Source organism: Leptolyngbya subtilissima AS-A7 (genome assembly GCF_039962255.1).
Taxonomy (GTDB): Bacteria; Cyanobacteriota; Cyanobacteriia; order Phormidesmidales; family Phormidesmidaceae; genus Nodosilinea.
This window is the reverse complement of sequence record NZ_JAMPKY010000005.1, coordinates 338,043-357,754: the sequence shown is the minus strand read 5'-3', so window position 1 is coordinate 357,754 and position 19,712 is coordinate 338,043. Positions and strand designations below refer to the sequence as shown.

At 56.7% G+C, this 19,712-nt stretch carries 18 protein-coding genes; 5 read left to right on the top strand and 13 right to left on the bottom strand.

What is annotated here, in order from left to right:
* Positions 1 to 3: 3 nt before the first annotated feature.
* The 7 genes from NC979_RS13325 to NC979_RS13295 form a co-directional block, all read right to left on the bottom strand.
* Positions 4 to 747 carry a toll/interleukin-1 receptor domain-containing protein gene (locus NC979_RS13325; protein WP_190522077.1) on the bottom strand — a complete coding sequence of 248 codons (744 nt, stop codon included), beginning with the start codon at positions 745 to 747 and terminating at the stop codon, positions 4 to 6.
* A 243-nt stretch (positions 748 to 990) separates the two neighbouring features.
* Positions 991 to 2,346, bottom strand: a complete 1,356-nt coding sequence (locus tag NC979_RS13320) for a leucine-rich repeat-containing protein kinase family protein (RefSeq protein ID WP_348253685.1) — start codon at positions 2,344 to 2,346, stop codon at positions 991 to 993.
* 107 nt (positions 2,347 to 2,453) lie between these two features.
* Positions 2,454 to 3,110, bottom strand: a complete 657-nt coding sequence (locus NC979_RS13315) for a hypothetical protein (protein ID WP_190522075.1) — start codon at positions 3,108 to 3,110, stop codon at positions 2,454 to 2,456.
* 18 nt (positions 3,111 to 3,128) lie between these two features.
* Complete coding sequence (locus NC979_RS13310) at positions 3,129 to 3,416, bottom strand: hypothetical protein (RefSeq protein WP_190522073.1); 288 nt, start codon at positions 3,414 to 3,416, stop codon at positions 3,129 to 3,131.
* A 72-nt stretch (positions 3,417 to 3,488) separates the two neighbouring features.
* Positions 3,489 to 3,734, bottom strand: a complete 246-nt coding sequence (locus tag NC979_RS13305; protein ID WP_190522071.1) for a hypothetical protein — start codon at positions 3,732 to 3,734, stop codon at positions 3,489 to 3,491.
* A gap of 54 nt (positions 3,735 to 3,788) precedes the next feature.
* Entirely contained in the window at positions 3,789 to 4,379 is a 591-nt protein-coding gene (gene hemJ, locus NC979_RS13300; protein WP_190522069.1) for a protoporphyrinogen oxidase HemJ, read from the bottom strand.
* 200 nt (positions 4,380 to 4,579) lie between these two features.
* The gene (locus NC979_RS13295) at positions 4,580 to 6,832 is read right to left on the bottom strand and encodes a tetratricopeptide repeat protein (protein WP_190522067.1); all 2,253 of its coding nucleotides are present in this window, start codon (positions 6,830 to 6,832) and stop codon (positions 4,580 to 4,582) included.
* Positions 6,833 to 6,984: 152 nt separating this feature from the next.
* Between NC979_RS13295 and NC979_RS13290 the strand changes: the two genes are divergently transcribed.
* Both NC979_RS13290 and dnaK read left to right on the top strand, forming a co-directional pair.
* Positions 6,985 to 7,440, top strand: a complete 456-nt coding sequence (locus tag NC979_RS13290) for a hypothetical protein (RefSeq protein WP_190522065.1) — start codon at positions 6,985 to 6,987, stop codon at positions 7,438 to 7,440.
* Positions 7,441 to 7,743: 303 nt separating this feature from the next.
* A complete protein-coding gene (gene dnaK / locus NC979_RS13285; protein WP_190522063.1) occupies positions 7,744 to 9,651 on the top strand; it encodes a molecular chaperone DnaK in 1,908 nt (635 codons plus the stop codon).
* A 143-nt stretch (positions 9,652 to 9,794) separates the two neighbouring features.
* Here the strand turns inward: dnaK and NC979_RS13280 are convergent, their stop codons facing one another.
* Together NC979_RS13280 and acsF are read right to left on the bottom strand one after the other, a co-directional pair.
* A complete protein-coding gene (locus tag NC979_RS13280; protein WP_347403963.1) occupies positions 9,795 to 10,673 on the bottom strand; it encodes a hypothetical protein in 879 nt (292 codons plus the stop codon).
* Between the two features lie 157 nt (positions 10,674 to 10,830).
* On the bottom strand, positions 10,831 to 11,907 hold the full coding sequence (acsF, locus tag NC979_RS13275) for a magnesium-protoporphyrin IX monomethyl ester (oxidative) cyclase (protein WP_190522265.1): 1,077 nt from the start codon (positions 11,905 to 11,907) through the stop codon (positions 10,831 to 10,833).
* A gap of 314 nt (positions 11,908 to 12,221) precedes the next feature.
* Between acsF and NC979_RS13270 the strand changes: the two genes are divergently transcribed.
* On the top strand, positions 12,222 to 13,019 hold the full coding sequence (locus NC979_RS13270) for an E3 ubiquitin ligase family protein (protein ID WP_190522061.1): 798 nt from the start codon (positions 12,222 to 12,224) through the stop codon (positions 13,017 to 13,019).
* 116 nt (positions 13,020 to 13,135) lie between these two features.
* On the opposite strand, the gene NC979_RS13265 is transcribed toward NC979_RS13270, so the two are convergent.
* Positions 13,136 to 14,896 carry a M48 family metalloprotease gene (locus tag NC979_RS13265; protein WP_190522059.1) on the bottom strand — a complete coding sequence of 587 codons (1,761 nt, stop codon included), beginning with the start codon at positions 14,894 to 14,896 and terminating at the stop codon, positions 13,136 to 13,138.
* Positions 14,897 to 15,128: 232 nt separating this feature from the next.
* On the opposite strand from NC979_RS13265, the gene NC979_RS13260 reads away from it, so the two are divergent.
* A complete protein-coding gene (locus NC979_RS13260; RefSeq protein ID WP_190522057.1) occupies positions 15,129 to 15,608 on the top strand; it encodes a DUF4079 domain-containing protein in 480 nt (159 codons plus the stop codon).
* 150 nt (positions 15,609 to 15,758) lie between these two features.
* On the opposite strand, the gene NC979_RS13255 is transcribed toward NC979_RS13260, so the two are convergent.
* Positions 15,759 to 16,493: a DUF1997 domain-containing protein gene (locus NC979_RS13255; protein ID WP_190522055.1), complete on the bottom strand. Its 735-nt coding sequence runs from the start codon at positions 16,491 to 16,493 to the stop codon at positions 15,759 to 15,761.
* A gap of 228 nt (positions 16,494 to 16,721) precedes the next feature.
* Between NC979_RS13255 and NC979_RS13250 the strand changes: the two genes are divergently transcribed.
* The gene (locus NC979_RS13250; protein WP_190522053.1) at positions 16,722 to 17,384 is read left to right on the top strand and encodes an NAD(P)H-binding protein; all 663 of its coding nucleotides are present in this window, start codon (positions 16,722 to 16,724) and stop codon (positions 17,382 to 17,384) included.
* A gap of 93 nt (positions 17,385 to 17,477) precedes the next feature.
* On the opposite strand, the gene NC979_RS13245 is transcribed toward NC979_RS13250, so the two are convergent.
* Both NC979_RS13245 and NC979_RS13240 read right to left on the bottom strand, forming a co-directional pair.
* Positions 17,478 to 18,749: an ATP-grasp domain-containing protein gene (locus NC979_RS13245; RefSeq protein WP_190522051.1), complete on the bottom strand. Its 1,272-nt coding sequence runs from the start codon at positions 18,747 to 18,749 to the stop codon at positions 17,478 to 17,480.
* Positions 18,750 to 18,773: 24 nt separating this feature from the next.
* Complete coding sequence (locus NC979_RS13240; protein ID WP_190522049.1) at positions 18,774 to 19,661, bottom strand: isoaspartyl peptidase/L-asparaginase family protein; 888 nt, start codon at positions 19,659 to 19,661, stop codon at positions 18,774 to 18,776.
* Positions 19,662 to 19,712 lie beyond the last annotated feature (51 nt).

Here is a 19,712-nt window from a genome sequence, read left to right as displayed (position 1 = left end):
CAGCTAAAGCCAGCGCCGGATCCAGCCCATGCCTAGAGCTACGGCACTACCCTGGCTGGTCTGGTGGCGGGCGCTTTCAGCAACATATAGGGCTTGCAGCTGAATGGGTCGATGGTGCGATCGCCCGTTAGCCTGCACCAGCCAGCGCTGGTATTGATCTAGCTCGTCACCCTGAAGCAGTAGATCTGGGTGGCGCTGCTGTCGTTCCCATTCCAAAGCTCTCAACAAAAGTCGGGTGTGGGCATGATGGTAATCAGCAGCGTGGTGCAGAGTCTGCAAAAGCTGACGGCCCCCGTCAGTCTGTGCCAAGGGTGCCGACCTGTCTCGCAAATCGACAGTCTCAAGGGTTTGCAAGGGCTCAGGCAGGTGATGGGCAGAGACAGTTTCAATCAGCACCGGCACAATGCGTTTGTTCAGGCTGAGGGCAAACAGCAGCCCCTGTAGACAAAAAACATCGGCCAGGGTGTAGGGCGACAGCACCAGCACATAGTTGTCGCAGGCCTCGGCCGCCCGCGAGATGATCGCCTCAGGGTCAGCGTCAGCAGGCCAGGGACAGGGGCATTGCCGGTAAGTAATCTGAGCCTGGGTCAGCAGCTGGCGCAATTCCTCTACCACCTCGGCTCCCCCTGGCCCGGCGATCGCTTCCCCAGGGGCGCGGCAACCGTCTTCGGCCGCGTAGGCTAAAAATACCTGAGCCGTTGGGTCAGTGGCAGACTGGCGATGGCCAGCAACATTGGCGTTGTTCAAAAGCTATACCTATGCTTGCAATGCACTCAAACCCTGTGCCCAGACTGGCCAATGAGCCATGCGTTGCCTGGGGTTGCTGCTCCAACTGCCCGCGCCTTGAGAATACCCAATTTTTTAAATTGGCTTGCTATCCTCGGATACACCTGCCTACTGAATCTGCACCGTCTCCTAATCAAGTTCAAGGTTAGGCCAGGGCTTGGGACTGTGCTCATTGAAGGGCTGCGCCTCTGCTCAAGAACGGCCTCAGGCAGCCAAGGCCACCAGCTCATCTAGCACGTCCTCAAAGGCTGGGCGAGCCAGCACCTCAGGCTGCATGCAGGCAAACTGTAGCTGGCGCAGTCGCAGCGCTGTCTCAGAAGAGGCGGGGCAGCGATCGAGCAAATCCTCCAGCAGACAGCCAAAGGCTCGTACCTCTAAACGCTCAAGGGCCAGAGCGGCCTGCCCTGCCCGATCGTAAAAGCTGGCCGCCCCAAAGTCGCTCAAGCGGGCGTCTCCTGCCTCGGTAACCAGGGTGTTGTGAGGATACAGGTCGCCGTGGAGAATGCCGCGCCGATGCAGGTGAGCGGCGGCAGCGGCTACCCCAACCGCAATGCCTATAGCTGCCTCCAAGGAAAAAGTAGCCTCTGGAGGATAGGTATCGCGGGTACAGCTCTCTAGGCTAGGAGGTCCGCCCATCACCTGGTAGCTGGGGTCAACCAGCGGCAGCACCAGCCCATGGTTCTGCTCGGGATGGGCGACAATTTGCCCTAGGGGAGCAACCAAGTTGGGATGTGCCCCCGCCGCCAAGCAGGCCCGCATTTCGTCTTCGGGCAGACCGTCGCTGGTGATCGCGCCTTTAAACAGCTTGAGGGCAACGGGCATTTCGTCCTGACCCTGCCGCCAGGTGCCGCGCGAAATTACGCCGGAGGCTCCCTCCCCGAGGACATCGCCCACCGTTAGGTCATCCCAAGGGATTTGGGGTAGTGGCAGGGGTTCACTGCCCCAGCCCTGACAGAGAGGGTTGCCGGCGTAGGCCAGCCAGCTTAGGCGGGGCAAAGTGAGCAGCTGAGGGGGCAAGGCCTCGAGCTGGTTGGCGGCGAGGCGCACTAGCTCTAAATTTTGGCAGTTGGCTAGACTCTTTGGCAAAGCCCGCAGCTGGTTCCCGGCCAGCATCAGCTTTTGCAGCCTGTTGAGCTGGCCAATGGACTCAGGCAGCGACTCGATGCGGTTGTCGGTCAAGATCAGCCAGCGGGTGGCTTGGGATAGCGCCCCAGCGGGCACGGTGGTGATTTGGTTGGCCTTAAACCCAATCATCGACAGCTTGGGACAGTGGGCCAGCACCTCGGGCAACACCTCAAAGGCGTTGTTGCTAAAGAATGCCACTCGCAGATTGCGCAGCTGGGCAAAGCTGTCGGGCAGGGTAGTCAGGGCGTTGTTCGATAGGTCGAGCACTTCGAGGCTGTCTGACAGCTCAAGAATCTCTTCTGGAAAGGTCGTGAGCCCTGCCGCCAGGTTGAGCCGACGAGTGCCGGGGCGCAAATGCAACGGTTCGGGGCCGACACTCAGGGGTCGCCGCATTTCCAGATTGTGCATCAGTGTAGCCTCGGATCGAGTGTCCACGCCTAATGTGGCATTTCTCCAAAGTTTCACGTATGAAAATTTGGTGTAGTTTATTGCCGAGGTTGGCGATTAGACGAACTGAGTAGCTCCAAGCTGGAGGCAGTGCCCTAGCGATCGCGGCCAATTCGACGCCAGATCAAGTAAACAGCCAGCCCGGCCCCCACGGTCAGCAGACTGCCCAAAACTAAAAACAGCAGACCCAACCAGCGAGCAGTCGCCTGGTCTTGCTCTAGGGATGCCAGGTAGGCCGCTTTGGTCTCATATCCGATCTTGGCTTCGACGACTACGGGGCGATCGCCCGCGACGCTCAAAGTGCCCAACACCAAAACTGGATCGTTGACCTCAAAGCCTTCATAACTGCGATTGCGCCCCTCTTGCACCTGAGAAGTCGTCGATTGCAGACTATAGCCGGCCTCGATCTCCACCTCTTTCCCTGGAATCTGTACCCAGAGCGTGGGGTTGTAGCTGCGCTCGTACTCCCATTTCCACTCGTCGTCGCGGCGCACCCGATGGTATTCGTTGTAGGCCACCAGGGGCGGGCGATCGCTGATGGGGTTGCGATCGTCCACACGGCCTTCTAGCAGCACCGGGGCACCGCGCTCGTTGAGGGTCGCCGCCGTGGCTACGGGCAGCCGCGCCACCTCCTTGGCATGGTTGGCAACCGATCTGGGCACCACGGCCCAAAGCACTCCCCCAGTAATCAGAAAGGGAACGCCTACGGCGGCCAACACCCCCGGCACCAACCAGCGATCCCATTTGCCCATCGCTCCTCCCACGGAAAGTCAGAAAGGACTGCGCCGCCTAGACCCGTGGGCCGTCACCCCTGCCCCCAGGGTCATCAAGCCACCCAAGACGAGCCAAAACAGGCTATACCAGCGGTGCTGCTGGCTCTCACGTTCTACCGACACTACATAAGCCTCTTTAGTCTCAAATGCGATCTCCGCCTCGCTTACTACGGGGCGATCGCCAGCGGCGCTCAAGGTGCCCAATACCAAAACGGGATCGTTAACTTCAAAGCCTCCATAGCTGCGATTGATACCTCCATCTGCCCGAGAAGGCGTAGATCGCATTTGATATCCCGCCGTCACCTCAACTTTTTTCCCTGGAATTTGTACCCAAAGGGTAGGGGAGTAGGTGCCCTTCTAACCGCCCCAATGATATTCGTTATAGGCAACCAGGGGCGGGCGATCGCTAAAGGCCATGCGATCGCCCACGCGGCCCTCTAGCAACACGCGAGTGCCCTGCTCATTGAGGGTATTGGCAGTGGCTACTCGCAATTGCGCTACCTCCTGAGCGTGGTCAGCGATGTCCTGGGACGATGATAGCCACACTATACCGATGATCGAAAAGCAGAATCCACCGTAGATCAGCGTCCCCGGTAAGCTCATTGCTCCTCCTGTGGTCTGTCAGCCAAAGTTCGCCTGCTCGGGTGGGACACCAACTCAGGAGTTCTGCAAAGCTTGGGGTTCAGGAATCGCATCGAGGGCAGCTTTTTCCTTATCTAGCCGTCGCTTGCGGGCGTAGAGCTGAATGGTGGCAGCCATGAACACCACCAGCCCCACCATCAACCAGGTGGTTGCCCCCGTGGGGAAGTTGTTCTTAAAGATCACTAGCATGACGATCGCCACCAGCAGCAGAGTAGGGGCTTCGTTGAGCGCCCGCAGCTGTTGCCCCGACCACTTGCATTCGCCTCGGTGCAGCTGACGCATCAGCCGAGCGCAGTAGTGGTGATAGGCCAGCAGCACCGCCACCAGCCCCAGCTTGGCGTGCATCCAGCCATCCTTGAGGTATTCAGGCATCAGCACCAGTAACCCCACAGCCATAGCAACCGCAACCACCATGCCGGGGGTGGTAATGATGCCGTAGAGGCGCTTTTCCATAATGGTGTACTGGTTCTTGAGAATGCTGCGGGCCGGTTCTGGCTCGGCCTCGGCTTCGACGTGGTAAATAAACAGGCGCACCAAGTAAAACAACCCGGCGAACCACACCACCACGCCGACAATGTGAAACGCTTTGAACCAGTAGTAGGCCATAGTTATTCCTTTAGCCCGGCAGGAGCCCTGCTCTAGCGGGATGTTGCAAACCGTTAAGTACGCCTTTCATTGTCCTGCAAGGGTTTGCCCTTGAGAAGGCGAGTGCGACGGTTCTTAACGATTTGGGTGCTTGGCTTTGGGTCTTAGAGTTTGTACCCATCCACCCATCCACCCACCTACTCAACTACCCATCCCCACTCCTACAGCCGCCGCAACACCTGAGCCAACAGCTCCCCCGGCAGCTTAGAGAGCACCGCCTGCTGACCGGGGATGCCGAGGATTTCAAAGTTGAGGTGGGCGTTGTAGACCAGGGCTGTGATCAGTACTTCCATTTGCTGGGGATTGTCGTACCAGCCTTGGTAGGTCAGCAGGTATTGGCTGAGGGCCGTTTCTAGATGGTGCTGACGGGCTTCAGACTGAGTTTCTGGCAGCGCTTGAGCCAGCTGATCGTGAACCACGCCGGCGCTGTGACAGGTGGCCCATAGGTCAAAACCAAGGGCAGGGGGTGGCGTTTCTTGCAGGGCAATTTGGGCGGCGGCCAGAGCGGTTTCGTAGGCGGCAACGGCTTGTTGCAGGGTAGCAATGCGCCGTTCGCCTGCCACAGCCGCCTGCTGCGCCAGATCCCAGTAGGCAGTGCCCAAGTTATTGGCGGTGGCCGCACAGCCAGCCGGGGAAACGGCCACGGTGCGGTGTTTGAGGGCGGCCTGGTAGGCAGCGATCGCCCGTTCGAGCAAAAATACCGGCTGTTGGTGCTGGGCCAAACTCCAGTAGGCAATGCCCAGGTTGTTTTGCACCATGGCATATTCCAGCAGCGCATCTTGGGCAGTGCGGTGGGCCAGAGCTTCACCGTAGGCGGCAATGGCCTGGGCCAGATGGTGCTGAGGCTGCTCATATTGGGACAGCCGCCAGTGAATCGCCCCCAAGCTGTTTTGCAGATTGGCGTAGTCGATGGGCGATCGCGCCGCCGGGCTGTGTACTAAAGCCTGCTGATACGCCGCCACCGCCTTTTCTAGACAGGGGGCTGGATCGTCCAGGTTCGCCAGTAGCCCATAGACAGTGCCCAGGTTGCCGTAGATGCGCCCCAAGGTGTCGGCGGGGATCGCTTTGGCGCCGCCCTGGAGGGCTTTTTCGTAGGTGCTGACGCTGCGGCGCAGCCAAGGGGCGGGGTCAGGGGTGCTCTCTTGTTGACCCTGGAGCCAGTAGAGGCTGGCTAGGTCGTTGAGGGCATCGCACCAGTCAGTACTGCCCTCGGGCAAACCGGCGATCGCCCGGTCGTACACTGCCGTCGCAAAGTCCAGCACGCTGGCGGCAGGGGCTTCGACCGAGAGGCGATCGCGCCCCATCTGGCCCAGAGCTAGGTACGTCCGCGCTAAAGTTAGCGGCCCCGCCTGCTGCTCAACCAATCCCTGAATGTAGCGCCATAGATTCGCCAGCTCCACATCTTGGGCTAGATCGGGGGGGAGCTGTAGATCTCCTGTAGGGTGCAGCGATGTTGGGCTGGATACAGGGACAGGAACCGGCTCAACAGTTGGCAGCATAGGTTCAGCCCGCTGTAAGGCTGCCAGGGTCTCCGCCGCTGTTGAGCCCATCGGCGGCATGACAATACTCGAAAACGTTCCTTGCTCTACAACGGTGTAGTTCTGAGGATTCTGCGGCAGATCATGAGCCTTGTCGGGTACAGCCTGAGAATTTGGGCTGAGCAGAGTTGGCAGCTCTACGGTCGGCGGCACCTCTCGCTGTGCCACCGCCGCATCCTTAGGAGTACGATCCGTTGACGCAGGCGCAGGCTGCTCAAAGGTCGAAAGATCGTCCCGCAGCACCCGCCAGAGATCGGGGGGATTAGCTGAGGGGCTCGTTGGCGCTGGCGCCACCACTGGTTCAGCCGAAGTCGAGGGGGACGCACCGGGTTCACCCATAAACTCAAACAGACCGCTGCGCGATCGCCAAAACCCCGGCACCGACTGGCGAATTTTGCCCAGCCAGGGGCGTGGCACCCACACCACCAGTCGACAGTCGAGCTGGGTCAGCAGCGCATCGACCCGAATCAGCGAAGCCAAAAACCGGTTTTGCACCGTAGGCGACTGGCGGGTGAGCTGGTCGATACCCACAATTTGAAACACGGGTGTGGTCGGCGAGTTGCTCTGGAGCCGACGCTCCTGTTTCAGCCACAGCAACACCTCGCGCACCAAATCGGGGCGATCGCCGCTCAGCCGCAGCGTCACCAGCGTGAATTGACGCGCCCGTACCTCCGCTGCTAAGGGCACTGTCTCGGGCAGGGGGCTAAAGTTAGCCTCCAGGCGCTGGGCTAATTGCTCTTGCAGAGTCAGGTCATCGCACACCGCAATCAGCAATTGCCGCCGCAGGTTGAGTTGCAGGGCCAGTCGCAGCTCCTGATAGGCTTCCTGGTTGTGCCCCAGGTAGGTTTGAGAATTCAAAGACACGGCAGCGGTCACGGTGGTTAAGATGCAAGCGGCATGATAAAACTAGTTGCTATGAACTAGCGCGATGGCCAGAGACTAGCCCCAAGCGCGATCGCCCCGCCCCCTTCCATTACACTTCACCCCACGCTAATCGTTTCAGGACGACACCATCATTTTCAGTCCTCATGAGCGCAACCCAGACCACCCCTCTGGCTCCAAATCCTCTTGAGTTAGCTATTCTGAGCCAGCTCAAGGCCGCTGGCGGCACCTGCGATTCCCTCACCGTGCTGCCCGTCGAGAGAAAAAGTTCTATGCGCCAGCGGGTCAAAGCCTGTCAACAACTTCAGGCCAGGGGCTGGCTGACCTACGACCACGACATCGCCCAATTTGGCCTCACCCTCACCAGCAAAACTCTGCTCAAGCTCGATCTGTCGGTGTGGCCCGTCACCCCCGACGAGCTGCTGATTCTGCGATCGTGCTTGGGCGGCAGAATTCGCCCCGGACAGATTCATCGGCGGGTGTCGGTGGGCGATCGCCAGCGATTGCTAGAGAGACTGGCAGCACAGGGGTTGATTGTGGTGTATGAGCGGGCTGTGGTCAATCTGCACCTCACTCCCGAGGGCGATCGCTATTTGAAATAAATTGCGATCAACTGGGTTGATCACTGTCAGCAAGGTTAGAGCCAAATTAGGCTGCGCCGTAGACGTAGGACTCAAAGCCCATATCCGGGAACCCGTCACTAAGGATGCTGTTGTGTCTTCTAGAAACTGGCTGCTTCACATTCACGAAATCTTGTAAGGGACACCCTACTCATCTTCCCCAGCCCCCTCATCCACTCCTACACCCCACACCCCGCCTTCCACGGTTCGGTATCCCCTCCTTCAGAGAAATGGCTTGAGCAAGCACTATAGATGATATAGCTGTCAAGCCGGAGCAAAGACAATATGGGTAAAGTAGTTGGAATCGACCTAGGCACCACTAACTCTGTGGTTGCTGTTATGGAAGGGGGAAAGCCCACTGTTATCGCTAACGCCGAAGGCTTTCGCACTACCCCCTCGGTCGTCGCTTACGCTAAGAATGGCGATCGCCTCGTTGGCCAAATCGCCAAGCGCCAAGCGGTCATGAATACCGAGAACACCTTTTACTCGGTCAAGCGCTTCATCGGTCGTCGCTTTGACGAAGTCACCACCGAGTCCACCGAAGTTGCCTACAAGGTGATGAACGTAGGCAACAACGTCAAAATTGACTGCCCTCAAGCAGGCCAGCAATTTTCACCCGAAGAAATTTCGGCTCAAATTCTGCGCAAACTGGCCGACGATGCCGGCAAGTATCTGGGTGAAAAAGTCACCCAGGCCGTGATCACCGTGCCGGCCTACTTCAACGACTCCCAGCGCCAAGCTACTAAAGACGCCGGTAAAATTGCCGGTCTAGAGGTACTGCGCATCATCAACGAGCCGACTGCCGCTTCGCTGGCCTACGGTCTCGATCGCAAGAGCAACGAAACCATCCTGGTCTTCGACCTTGGCGGTGGTACCTTCGACGTCTCCATTCTCGAAGTGGGCGACGGTGTATTTGAAGTGCTGGCTACCTCGGGCGACACCCACCTGGGCGGCGACGACTTCGATAAGAAGATCGTTGACTACCTAGCCGGTGAGTTCCAAAAGATGGAAGGCATCGAGCTGCGCAAAGACAAGCAGGCCCTGCAGCGCCTGACTGAAGCTGCTGAAAAAGCCAAAATTGAGCTGTCAAGCGTTACCCAGGCTGAAATCAACCTGCCCTTCATCACCGCGACCCAGGATGGCCCCAAGCACCTGGAAATGACCCTCACTCGAGCCAAGTTTGAGGAGCTGTGCGCCGATCTGATCGATCGCTGCCGCATCCCCGTCGAGCAGGCTCTTAAGGATGCCAAGATTGCCAAGACCGCCATTGACGAAGTGGTGCTGGTGGGCGGTTCCACCCGCATTCCTGCCATCAAGGACGTAGTCAAGCGCACCCTCGACAAAGAGCCCAACGAAACCGTCAACCCTGACGAGGTCGTGGCCGTAGGTGCTGCTATTCAAGGTGGCGTGCTGGCTGGGGAAGTCAAAGACATCCTGCTGCTCGATGTTACCCCCCTGTCTCTCGGTGTGGAAACCCTGGGCGGCGTGATGACCAAACTCATCCCCCGCAACACCACCATTCCCACCAAGAAGTCGGAGGTGTTCTCCACCGCCCAAGACGGGCAAACCAACGTGGAGATCAAAGTGCTCCAGGGCGAGCGCGAAATGGCCACTGACAACAAGAGCCTTGGTACCTTCCAGCTCTCTGGCATTCCCCCTGCGCCCCGTGGCGTGCCCCAGATCGAGGTGATCTTTGACATCGATGCCAACGGCATTCTCAATGTCACCGCCAAAGACAAGGGCACCGGCAAAGAGCAGACCATCACCATCTCCGGTGCCTCAAGGCTGGATGAGTCTGAGATCGAGCGCATGGTGAAGGATGCCGAAGCCAACTCTGCCGCTGACAAAGAGCGTCGCGAGCGCATCGACCTCAAGAACCAGGCTGACTCACTCTCCTACCAGGCTGAGAAGCAGCTGGCTGATATGGGCGACAAAGTGCCCGCCGCTGATAAGGAAAAAGCAGAGGAGCAAATCAAGGCCCTCAGAACCGCCATTGAAGCCGAGGACTTTGACACCATCAAAACCCTCACGGGCGAACTGCAACAGACCCTCTATGGCATCAGCACCAACCTGTATCAACAGGCCGGTGACGATGCGGCTGGCGCAGCCCCTGGCCCCGACGCTACCCCTGGCGATGGCTCCGGTGGCGATGATGTGATCGATGCCGAGTTCTCTGAACCGGGCTCGAACTAACCGGGCACCCTGCCCTAGCCCACAGCCTTGCTTCGGCTAGCTAAAAGGTGGAGAGCGATCGCTCTCCACCTTTTTTTGCTTTAAACCAGCGCACCTTGAGGGCTTTGTAAACAACCAGAAGTAACGCTCTGCGACAACAACGACTACAGCAGCAGTTCTAAAGAAACTCCTACGCGGCTGTCTTGGCCAAAACGGGAGTTTTGCCGCTGAAAATCAGTGCCCAGCCGCAGCTGCCGGGTTACGGCATAACCGATCGCCAGGCTCGTAATCCCTACTTCCTCCTCGCTGCCCGGTGCCACCCATCGCTGGCTTAGAGCCAAGTCAGCTCCACCGCCCCGCGACGGCACTAGCATCAGGCGCAGGCCCACATCTAGCCCATCTGTTTGGTAGGCCGGAGTGCTGAGAGATCGATAACCCACCGTGGGCGCAATATTAAAATAGCCACCTAGAGGCAGCAGATAATAACGCGCCTCACCCCCGTAAGATTCGCGCTGGCCATTCCAGCTACGGCTGTAGTCAATACTGGCGGAGAGGCCTGTGCCCGGCACAAAGACGTCTTCTACCGCTACCCCAAAGCCACCAACCTGCCCTGTAGAGGGAAACTGGGCGTAGCCGACCCGCAGCCTAGTGCGAAAGCTGGGCCGATGACGAATCTCGTTGGCTACATCGGGCACATCCTCTAGCCAGCGCTGGAGCGTCGGGCTGCCTTCGATCACAGCCGGGTCGAGGTCAAGGGGAGGGGCCGCTGCCTCGGGCTCAAGGGCTAACGTCTCTGGGATAGCACTAACCGTTGACAGCGTTGCCTCAAAGGAAACCGTACAAGATTTTACAAACTCGACGGTTTCAGGGCAAATGGCTAAGCCAGAGGCTGGCGAGTTGTGGAGAGTTTCAACGCTAGGCGTTGTGGGCGCAACCTCTTCAGCGACATTGGCTCGCTCCTCAAGGGCCATGGCGCTCTGCCCAGCCCCAAGCACGGCTAGACAGCCCCCCAGTTGCAACAGTCGAATTGTTGTTGACACCACTTGGCGGCTCCTAGCTCACACAATAAACCCTATGCATCTTACCGCCTTCGTCCTGCTGAACTGCTACCCGGTGGACAGGCAAAAAAAGCGGCCTCACTCAAAGAGCAAAACCGCTGGGGGAAACGAGGATAGCGTTCCGGTAAATGGCGAATGTCCTCTAGCGCACCTGACCGCGGACGGCAATGGTATCGATGGGCTTGAGGAAGTAAAGCTGCACCAGCTGCCAACCAATGGTGGCAATGTGGGGTAGCTTTTGCAGCAGCTGCACAGGCTTGGGCTGGTTAGAGGCCGAAACTTTAGCCAGTTTGTCGTTCGCTGCCGCTGCCACATCCAACCGCTTAAAGAAGCTGGGGTGGTTGACGTTTAGCGTCACTGGGAAGACGCGCCCAGCGGTTTCGTTGGTCTTCTCAATCACCTCAATGTCGTAATCACGAGCATTGAGCCCTAGGGAGGCGTAGAAGCCGCTGCGCTGGAGGTCGTTGAGGTACATGGTGGCAAACACCGACAGCAGGAAGAAGCGGCACCACAGCTTGGCCTTCCAGTCGTTGAGGATTTCGGGCTGAGCCTTCATCAGGGCCGAGAAGAAGTCGCCGTGGCGGTTTTCGTCCTGGCACCAGTTCTCAAAGAAGCGGAAGATGGGGTAAATCTCGTTCTCGGGGTGAGACTCGAGGTGGCGGAAGATGGTGATGTAGCGCCAGTAGCCAATCTTCTCAGACAGGTAAGTGGCGTAGAAGATGAACTTGGGCTTAAAGAAGGTGTAGTCTTTGCTCTTGGTCAAAAAGCCCAGGTCTAACTGTAGGTTGAAGTCAGACATGGCCTTGTTGAGAAAGCCCGCGTGGCGCGCTTCATCGCGCGACATCAGCTCAAAGCACTCGGCCAGCACAGGATTCTTGCCCTTGAGGCGGCGGCCCAGTTCTTTGTAGAGCAAAAAGCCCGAGAACTCAGCGGTGCAGGAGCGCTCTAGAAATTCCACAAACATTTGCCGGGTCTCGCCACTGATCGAGTCCCAGGACTTGTCAAAGACATCACTGCGCACGAAGTGGTGGCGGTTGTAGTCAGCCCGAAATTCTTCGAGGATGGCGAGTAGCTCGTCTTCGTTGACCGAGATGTCCATGGCGGCCATCTCGTCAAAGTCGGTGGTGTAAAACCGAGGGGTGAGAATGGTGTCTTTGGCGGGAGACTTTACCCCTGGGCGAATCTCTTGAAATTCAGGCTTTTTAAGGGAATCTACCATGAGTCCTTCAATGGCGCGGTGAACGTGGGCCGGTCTATCTCCCGGCAGCGATGCTAGGGGAAGCAGTCGTTGAAACTCTAGATGCTCTGGACTAATCACATCCTGAGAGCAGAGACTGTCCAACGAATCGCTAAATGTCAGTGTATCAGGGCTTTCAGGACAGTCGGCAACGCTTTAAGTTTTGCAACAAAACCTTTCGGTAAATAACGCCAGTGGGAAAGCCTTTCGTGCAAATTCGTTAAGGGGCAGGGTTTCTAGCGCTGCGTCTGGGCAAGCTGATAGCCAGAGCTGACAGTCATTGACGGGAGAGCAGTATGGCGATCGCAGGCATTATTTTCATTATCGCTGGGGCCGTGCTCGGGTGGGTGCAAAACCGCCAGCAGGGCCGCTGTCGTCAGCTCAAACTGGCTCATGCCTGTCAGGCGGCAGACCTAGAGGCTACCGCTACTGCCGTTTCTAAGGAAATTGGCGGCGGCGACTGGCGCGACTATGTGTGGCTGTGGGGCACCGTCAAAACGGCCACACCTCTCACTTCAGAATTTAAAGAGGTTCCCTGCGTTTGCTACACCAGCACCGTGGTGCGCGAGTACGAAGAAACCGTACGCGAAAAAGACAGTGACGGCAAAGTTACGACTCGCACCCAGCGGAGCTCAGAAACCATCAGCGAGCACAGTCAGCGTATTCCCTTCGACCTGGTAGATCCGTCGGGGCAGGTGCGCGTGGATCCTGAAGATGCCAAGATCGAGGCGGTGGAGGTGCTGGACGAATTTCGACCGGGCAACCCTGCTGGAGGCATGCTCTCCTTTGGACCATTCTCGCTGGCTCTAGGGGAAGACAGTATCAGCGGCCCTCGCCGCACCCTGGGCTACCGCTATCGGGAGACCGTTATGCCGCTCGATCGGCCTTTGCTGGTGGTGGGCATGGCGAGCGATCGCACCGGCACTATCGCCATTGAAAAGCCTGCCCAGGACGACCAACCCTACATCATCACGCTGAAATCCCACGAGGCCATTACCAAGAGCGTCGATCAAAGCGCCAAAATTGCCTTTTGGTCAATGGTGGGGTGCTTTGGGGTGGGGGTGGTGCTGCTGCTGGCAGAGGTCGTGGGGTGAACGTCCTAAGGGGCGTTTGATACGGTTCTGCGCTTAGTTGAATAGCTCAGTTATCTTGACCGTCGCCACAATGCCCAAACCTACAACAGGTGCGCTAATCCTTGGGAAAGCTTGGCTTAGCGCCGCCTATCCTGAATCGGTTCATCTTCTGGAATGCCTTGCTCCAGCTTGTACTGGGTGATTAGCTGGTTCATTTTGTAGCGCATCTTTAGGTGAGTTTCGACCCCTTCGTAGGCGTAGCGGTTGAAGCCGCCCTGGTCGACCAGCTGCTTGAGGTAGCTAACGCGATCGCCCGGATTGGGGTGCGAGGCAAACCAGGTCACGCCCTGGTTGCCGAACTCGTTTTCGAGGGTAATCATCAGATTGTGCAGCCCATCAGCGGCGTAGCGGCTGGTGGCCAGCAGCTTGGTGCCCAAAATGTCTGACTGGCGCTCCATGTCGCGGGAGTAGCTCGACACCACCAGCCCAGCAGCGATGTTGGCCACCTCAGGAATGGGAATAAAAGAGGCCAAGCTGGCGGTAAGGTTGCCCTGGGTCACCATCTGAAAACTGTGGGAGAGCACCGCATGGGCCAGTTCATGGCCAACCAAACCGGCCAGTTCGGCTTCGGAGTGGCTTTTGGTGATCGCTCCAGCATTCAAGAAAATTTTGCCGCCAGGCAGGGCAAAGGCGTTGAGGCTGTCATCCATGATGACCTCAAACGTATAATCAAACTCGTCGCGGCCGGCCAGGGCGGCTAGCCGCTGGCCCATGTTATTCACGTAGGCACGAATCTCAGGGTCATCGACAATGGGCAGCTGTCGCTTCACCTGCTCGGCCACCTGATTGCCCAGACCGCTTTCGCCCTGCATGAGCAAAATGCCGGAATTGAGCGCGCTAAACGGCCCTAGCAGCCCTCCGGTGAGAATGTAACCGGCCGCCCCAGTGACAATGTTTGATATCAAATTGTGGGTCAGGGTCTGGTTCGTCTCGCCACGGAAGCGATCGAGGTTCTGCCGGGCCAGGGTGCTCATGGCTTCAGCTTCGGGGTGCTCGGGGTTGAGAACGGCGAACTGGTTGGCGGTAATGGCAGCTTCAATCCACTGTTCGCGGGCCATCTGCACCTCGGCCTGGGCCTTAAGCAAGTCGGGGTTGTAGGGATAGCGGGCGATCGCCCCATCCAATACCCGAGCCGCCTCGTCAGCCCGATCATGCTGCACCAGGTAGCGGGCGTAGAGGGCCTGCCCCGGCAAAAACTCGGGGTAGTTTTCCACCAGTAGCTCTAGGGGAACCAGCACCCGATTGGGGAACTCGGACGCGGCTCCGGCCTGGGCCTCACGCCAGTAGACCTGCCCGGCGGGCGGTAGCTCAGCGGGGTCGGTGAGGGGAGCGATCGCCAGCTCTGGCCCCGTTTCTGCCAACCATTCTGGGTCTTTGGCGGCCCGATAGAGGAGTTCAGCATCGTCGTGATTGCCCGCTTGGTAGAGGCGATCGGCCTCGATCAAGATCTCGCTGCGCTTGGCCACCTCTGGCGAAAGGCCAGATAGCAGCAGCGCCCGCCCTACGGTCGAATCGGCATCAATATCTGCGGCTGTCGGAACCGTCTCAGAGCCAGTCCCAGGAATTTCAGGAATTTCGGGTTCTTTGGGCGGCAGCTTCAGGGTGCCGTCAGGCTGCTCTGGGAAGGGAGTAGGCAGCGTATTTTCGGGCCGCGCGACCGGGTCCACCAGCAGCGCATCCTCAGCACTGGCCTGTGCCGTTGCCATTGGTTCCGCCACCACTCCAGCAGGCTCTGCCGCAAATCCTGGAGATACCCCCAGGCCAAGCCCCTGGCTAAACAGCACCGCCCCCAAGAAACTGGCCAGTAATGCTGTCACAAACCGCTGCAATCGCCGCATGACATCTCCCTAAAACTGGTTTCTCTACAACGAATGAGGCCATGCTCCCGGGTGACGGATGGGGCAACACCCAGACCTGGGCCTGCACAGCGCTATCCCTGAACCTGGGTTCCTGCCAGTAACTTAATTTATTCTGGACTCATTCTGAGCCAATGCTTTGCCAAGCCAGAATCTGTGCTCCTATAATTTTGTTAAATAAATGTAACGCCGGAAAACGCAACAACGGAGCCCCATGACCTTAGACACGATTAAACCCTGGCTCAACTTTGTTCACCCCATAACCATGTGGCTGCTGCTGGCGATGACCCTCTACGCCCTTTACCTGGGGGTTCAGTCGCGCCGCACCCGCCTGGCTGATGCCGAAGCCCGCAAAGAGTTGATCAAAGGCAAGTTTGCCCTTAAGCACCACAAGGTCGGCTCTGTATTGCTGGCCTGGATGGTGCTTGGCACAGTGGGTGGCATGGGGGCTACCTACTTAGAGGCCGGCAAGCTGTTTGTGGGGCCTCACCTGCTGGCAGGTCTGGGGATGGCAAGCCTGATCGCTATCTCTGCCGCCCTAGTGCCGTTTATGCAGAAGGGCAGTGAGACGGCTCGTCTCACCCACATCACCCTCAATATGGTGCTAGTTGGGCTGTTTAGCTGGCAAGCCTTTACCGGCATGAAAATTGTGCAACGGCTGCTAACTGACCTGCAAGCTTCAGCCGGATCCTAGTCAGTAGGGCGACCGAGGCAAGTTCTAAGCAATCAAGTCTTTAGCGATCGCGGCTCAAAGGAAGCTCCTAGGCCGCGATCGCTTTGTGTTGCCGGTTCCAACCATCTCCAGGTTTAGCCTAAGCAAGCCATCGTAGACACCGCCGCCCGATCACCGGCCCCAGTTCGACCAGAAGTGGTGGCCCCGGTAGCTCTCGGGCAGGGGCAGGTTGTGGCTGTGGTGAAAGTCGTCTTGCACCTTGCGGGTGAGGCGCTTAGAGACCTGGCGCACCACCTGGTTAAGGAGGCGATCGCCCGAAGACTTGAGCAGCGATCGCGGCACCGAGTTGAGCAGGCGTGGCATGTGAATCTTGACCGCTAGGCTCAGATCCCAATCAACCTGAGTGAGATTGGTGGCGGGAGGGGTGGCATTAGGGCCATCCTGCAAGCGCATCACCGCATGAAAATCGACGTCGTAGCCGGGAGGCACGTACCCCGGCACCGGAATCGTATCAATGCGGTAGACCTGATGGTCGAGGGGCGACAAATAGAGACCTACTTTAGGCTCTACTTCATAGCCCAGCACCGAGAAGCGCCCTACCACCAGTCCATAGCCGTGGTCTGAGAGCGCCTCTACCTGCATTGGGTGAGCGCAGCGGGTAAACCACCCCCGATGGCTGTTGAGGTAGCGACCAACGGTGTCGCTATCGGCGGCCATGTCCATTTTGCCAGCGTAGTACCCCTCTAACAGCAGAGCCCCGTCTAGGGGTACCTGAGCATGGGGGGCTTGGCCGACCGCATGGTCAGCGGTGGTCGGGGAAATTTGGTCGTTGACCACCGCTTCCTCAACGCCAACCTCCTCATCCCCCGGCAAGGGCGAGGCGTTGGAGTTTTGGGCAGATGGCATAAATTCAAGAGTCACTGTGCAACCACTTGCTTAAACGACATCAGACAATGTAATTGAGCCAAAGGTTGCGTCCCAGGCTTAACCCATCGTAAGGCTTTAGTATCTCAAGTGTGTCCCTCAGAACTGTCATGCCTATCACGGTTTCATGTAACCAGCCCTAGGGTTGGTTTCTTTTCACATCACCTTTCGTAAAATTGGGCCAGTTCTACAACTATCGGGGGAGTAGCTGTGAAAGCATTTGTTGCCGGGGCGACTGGAGCCACAGGTTCAAAAATTGTGAACCAGCTCGTGAGTCGCGGCGTGCCCGTGGTGGCCTTTGTGCGCGATGCCGCCGCTGCCCGAGACAAGCTACCCATTGAGGTCACCTTGATGGAGGGCAGCGTCACCGATAAGGAGAGCATTCGCAAAGCGATCGCAGGCTGCACTGTGCTGCTATCGGCCACCGGCGCTCGCCCCGGCTTTGACCCCACTGGGCCCTACCAGGTTGACTACGAAGGCAACAAAAACCTGATTGATGTAGCCAAAGAAACCAGCATCGAACATTTTGTCATGGTGTCGTCGCTCTGCGCCTCCCGCTTCTTTCACCCCCTCAATTTGTTCTTTCTCATTCTTTACTGGAAGCATCAGGCTGAGGCCTACCTGCAAGCCAGCGGTCTCACCTACACCATCGTTCGCCCCGGTGGCCTTAAGGATGATGATGCCGACACCCGCCCCATAGTTATGGCCTCGGCAGACACGCTGTCTGAGGGCAGCGTGCCCCGGTCAAAGGTAGCTGAGGTCTGTGTAGAAGCACTGTACCAGCCTCAGTCGCGCAACAAGATTGTGGAAATTGTTGCCCAAGACAATGCCAATCCTCAGCCCTACGAAGCCATGTTTGCCGGGGTAGCATAGGCCTGGTGTGATCAAATTAATCTCAAACGGTCAGCTACACGGGCGTTTTTGGAACCTCACTCAACCCTAACCACGCCCTGTACTCTCTGTGTATTAGCTCGTCAAATGCAAGCCTTTGCTGTGCAAGCTCTGTTCGATCTGTTGCATATCTTGTAAGCTTTTTCCTGTCACAATGCCGTAGATTTCGGTGTAGATTTTGCCGTACTTCACCTTCTCTAACGCCGATAAGATGAGAAAATCCTTGCGCTCTAGCTCTGACTTCAGTGTGAGCAAAATTGAATCAAGCGTTCCTTCCATCCGATAATCGCTCGAATATTTTGCGATCGCCTTACCGTGCTTCAGCAACAACTGACGCTGGATACAAAGCGGCGTAGAGCCGTTGATGCGAAAATTAGCGTCGATCGCATAAAGTTTGCCATTCCTGTCTTCCAAAACATCAAAACCAATAACACCAAAATATCCTAATCGATGGGCATATTGTCCCACCGCCAAAATCATTTGAAAGAATTTACTCAAGTCATCTGTGTAATCAACCAACCCACCTAAATAGTTTCCTTCGGGACTTACTAACTGCTGTGTCACACCAATTAGAGTCACCTCTCCAGCTTTATTAATATAGAATTGCACACAGTAGTTACCAACTTCATGTTTAACAAACTCCGAAACAATGATGGTTTCTAATAAATTGATCCTCTTATACTTCTTGAGTTCTTCTAAGCAGTAGTTGAGATCGCTTTTGCTGCGGATAATATAGGTACCCTCGCCCGAAAGACCATGTGATGTCTTAATTAGGTAGGGATACTCTGAAGGAAGCTGAATTTGATTTAAATCAACCTGACTTAAATCATAGGTTTGATAAATTGGGCAGAGCACCCCTAACTCGGCGAGGGTGGCTTTGCTTAACAAGCGATAATGCGTATCGGGATGGACGGCATGTTTTTCGGGCAGCAATCGATCAAACGGAAAAAGCGTAATTGCTTGGCTGAGGTGGTTGCTTTGGTTAAAGTCATCTAGATACGTTGAGCAATCCATCATCTCTAGTTGGAAATTGCGAAATCCAAGATGCTCCTGCCAATATTGCATTAAGAGGTTCTGCGGTGGGCTAATGACTACCCCAGGAAGCGTATCTCCCAGTACAGCTAAATTTTTCCAGGGTTCTTTCTGGCAAATTTTGTCAAACGAGGTTTTAGTAGCTTCACTGCTACCATCCTGCAGAAAATACTTCTGAACGTTGGGATAAGCAGCCCACTTTGCAGTTGCAGGATAATTCAAGATCAAGGCACATGATTCGTTTTCGATATCCTGAGCGAAAAGATCAGAAAAAGAATTGCCCTGAAAGAATTTAAATTCAGTTTGAGAAACCATAGCAGTTTAAGCGATCGCAAATAATTATTCCTTTTGGGTAAAAACGGCTGGCTGCTGCAAAGCTTCAGTCATGTAGGCAACCGCCATATTGTCTGAGTTGTATGCCCACCCGATGCGTCCCTGGCTATCAAGCAAGATACAGCCTGCCTCACCTTTTACACGAGCTTTGAGGGTGTTGATCGCGTGTTGGGCTGCTTGGTCTGGATGAGTTTCTTCAGCTAAGGCATCGATTGCCGTCTTCGCAAGTACCACCGGAATAATTGATTCGCCATCCCCAGTAGTTGAGCAAGCTCCCAGTTGATTATCCGCATATAAACCAGCGCCAACTAAAGCAGAATCGCCCACACGTCCTTGGGATTGGCCAGTCGTACCACCTGTGGAAGTACCTGCAGCAAGATTGCCACTGCTGTCAAGTGCCACACAGCCCACAGTATTTGGACGATCTAAGACGTTAGCTTCTTCTTTCCATTCCTGATACTGTTCTTCGCTGACCAGGTCATCTTTATCACACACCTCTAGCCCGTGCTCGAGGGCAAATCGTTCACCACTTTCAGCCACTAGGAATCGAGGCTTGTCTTCCATAATCTTGCGGGCAACGGAGATGGGATGACGAACTCCCTGCACGGCTGCAACGGCTCCCCAATCTAACGTTGCTCCATCCATCATGGCGGCATCGTCTTCGACTTCGCCTTCACTGTTCATGGTTGAACCGAAGCCGGCATTGAATGTTTGGTCAGACTCTAATACCTGAATAGCAGCTTCAACGGCTGCAGCTGCACTACCACCGCTACGAAGTATCTTCCACCCCGCCTCTACTGCTGCTCGACACCCAGCGTGATTTGCTTCCAGTTTGTCTTTTGAAATGGTTTTAGCTCCACCGTGAACAACGATAACTGGCTTAACCTGATTCATTTGTTCCTACTCATAATCTAGAGGAGAGAATGACTACGATCGCAGTGATGA

Excerpts from the sequence above, each read along its gene's own strand:
- NC979_RS13315 (WP_190522075.1), bottom strand. The coding sequence starts at position 3,110 with ATGGGCAAATGGGATCGCTGGTTGGTGCCGGGGGTGTTGGCCGCCGTA.
- NC979_RS13310 (WP_190522073.1), bottom strand. The coding sequence starts at position 3,416 with ATGCGATCTACGCCTTCTCGGGCAGATGGAGGTATCAATCGCAGCTAT.
- NC979_RS13305 (WP_190522071.1), bottom strand. The coding sequence starts at position 3,734 with ATGAGCTTACCGGGGACGCTGATCTACGGTGGATTCTGCTTTTCGATC.
- hemJ (WP_190522069.1), bottom strand. The coding sequence starts at position 4,379 with ATGGCCTACTACTGGTTCAAAGCGTTTCACATTGTCGGCGTGGTGGTG.
- NC979_RS13290 (WP_190522065.1), top strand. The coding sequence starts at position 6,985 with ATGAGCGCAACCCAGACCACCCCTCTGGCTCCAAATCCTCTTGAGTTA.
- dnaK (WP_190522063.1), top strand. The coding sequence starts at position 7,744 with ATGGGTAAAGTAGTTGGAATCGACCTAGGCACCACTAACTCTGTGGTT.
- acsF (WP_190522265.1), bottom strand. The coding sequence starts at position 11,907 with ATGGTAGATTCCCTTAAAAAGCCTGAATTTCAAGAGATTCGCCCAGGG.
- NC979_RS13270 (WP_190522061.1), top strand. The coding sequence starts at position 12,222 with ATGGCGATCGCAGGCATTATTTTCATTATCGCTGGGGCCGTGCTCGGG.
- NC979_RS13265 (WP_190522059.1), bottom strand. The coding sequence starts at position 14,896 with ATGCGGCGATTGCAGCGGTTTGTGACAGCATTACTGGCCAGTTTCTTG.
- NC979_RS13260 (WP_190522057.1), top strand. The coding sequence starts at position 15,129 with ATGACCTTAGACACGATTAAACCCTGGCTCAACTTTGTTCACCCCATA.
- NC979_RS13255 (WP_190522055.1), bottom strand. The coding sequence starts at position 16,493 with ATGCCATCTGCCCAAAACTCCAACGCCTCGCCCTTGCCGGGGGATGAG.
- NC979_RS13245 (WP_190522051.1), bottom strand. The coding sequence starts at position 18,749 with ATGGTTTCTCAAACTGAATTTAAATTCTTTCAGGGCAATTCTTTTTCT.
- NC979_RS13240 (WP_190522049.1), bottom strand. The coding sequence starts at position 19,661 with ATGAATCAGGTTAAGCCAGTTATCGTTGTTCACGGTGGAGCTAAAACC.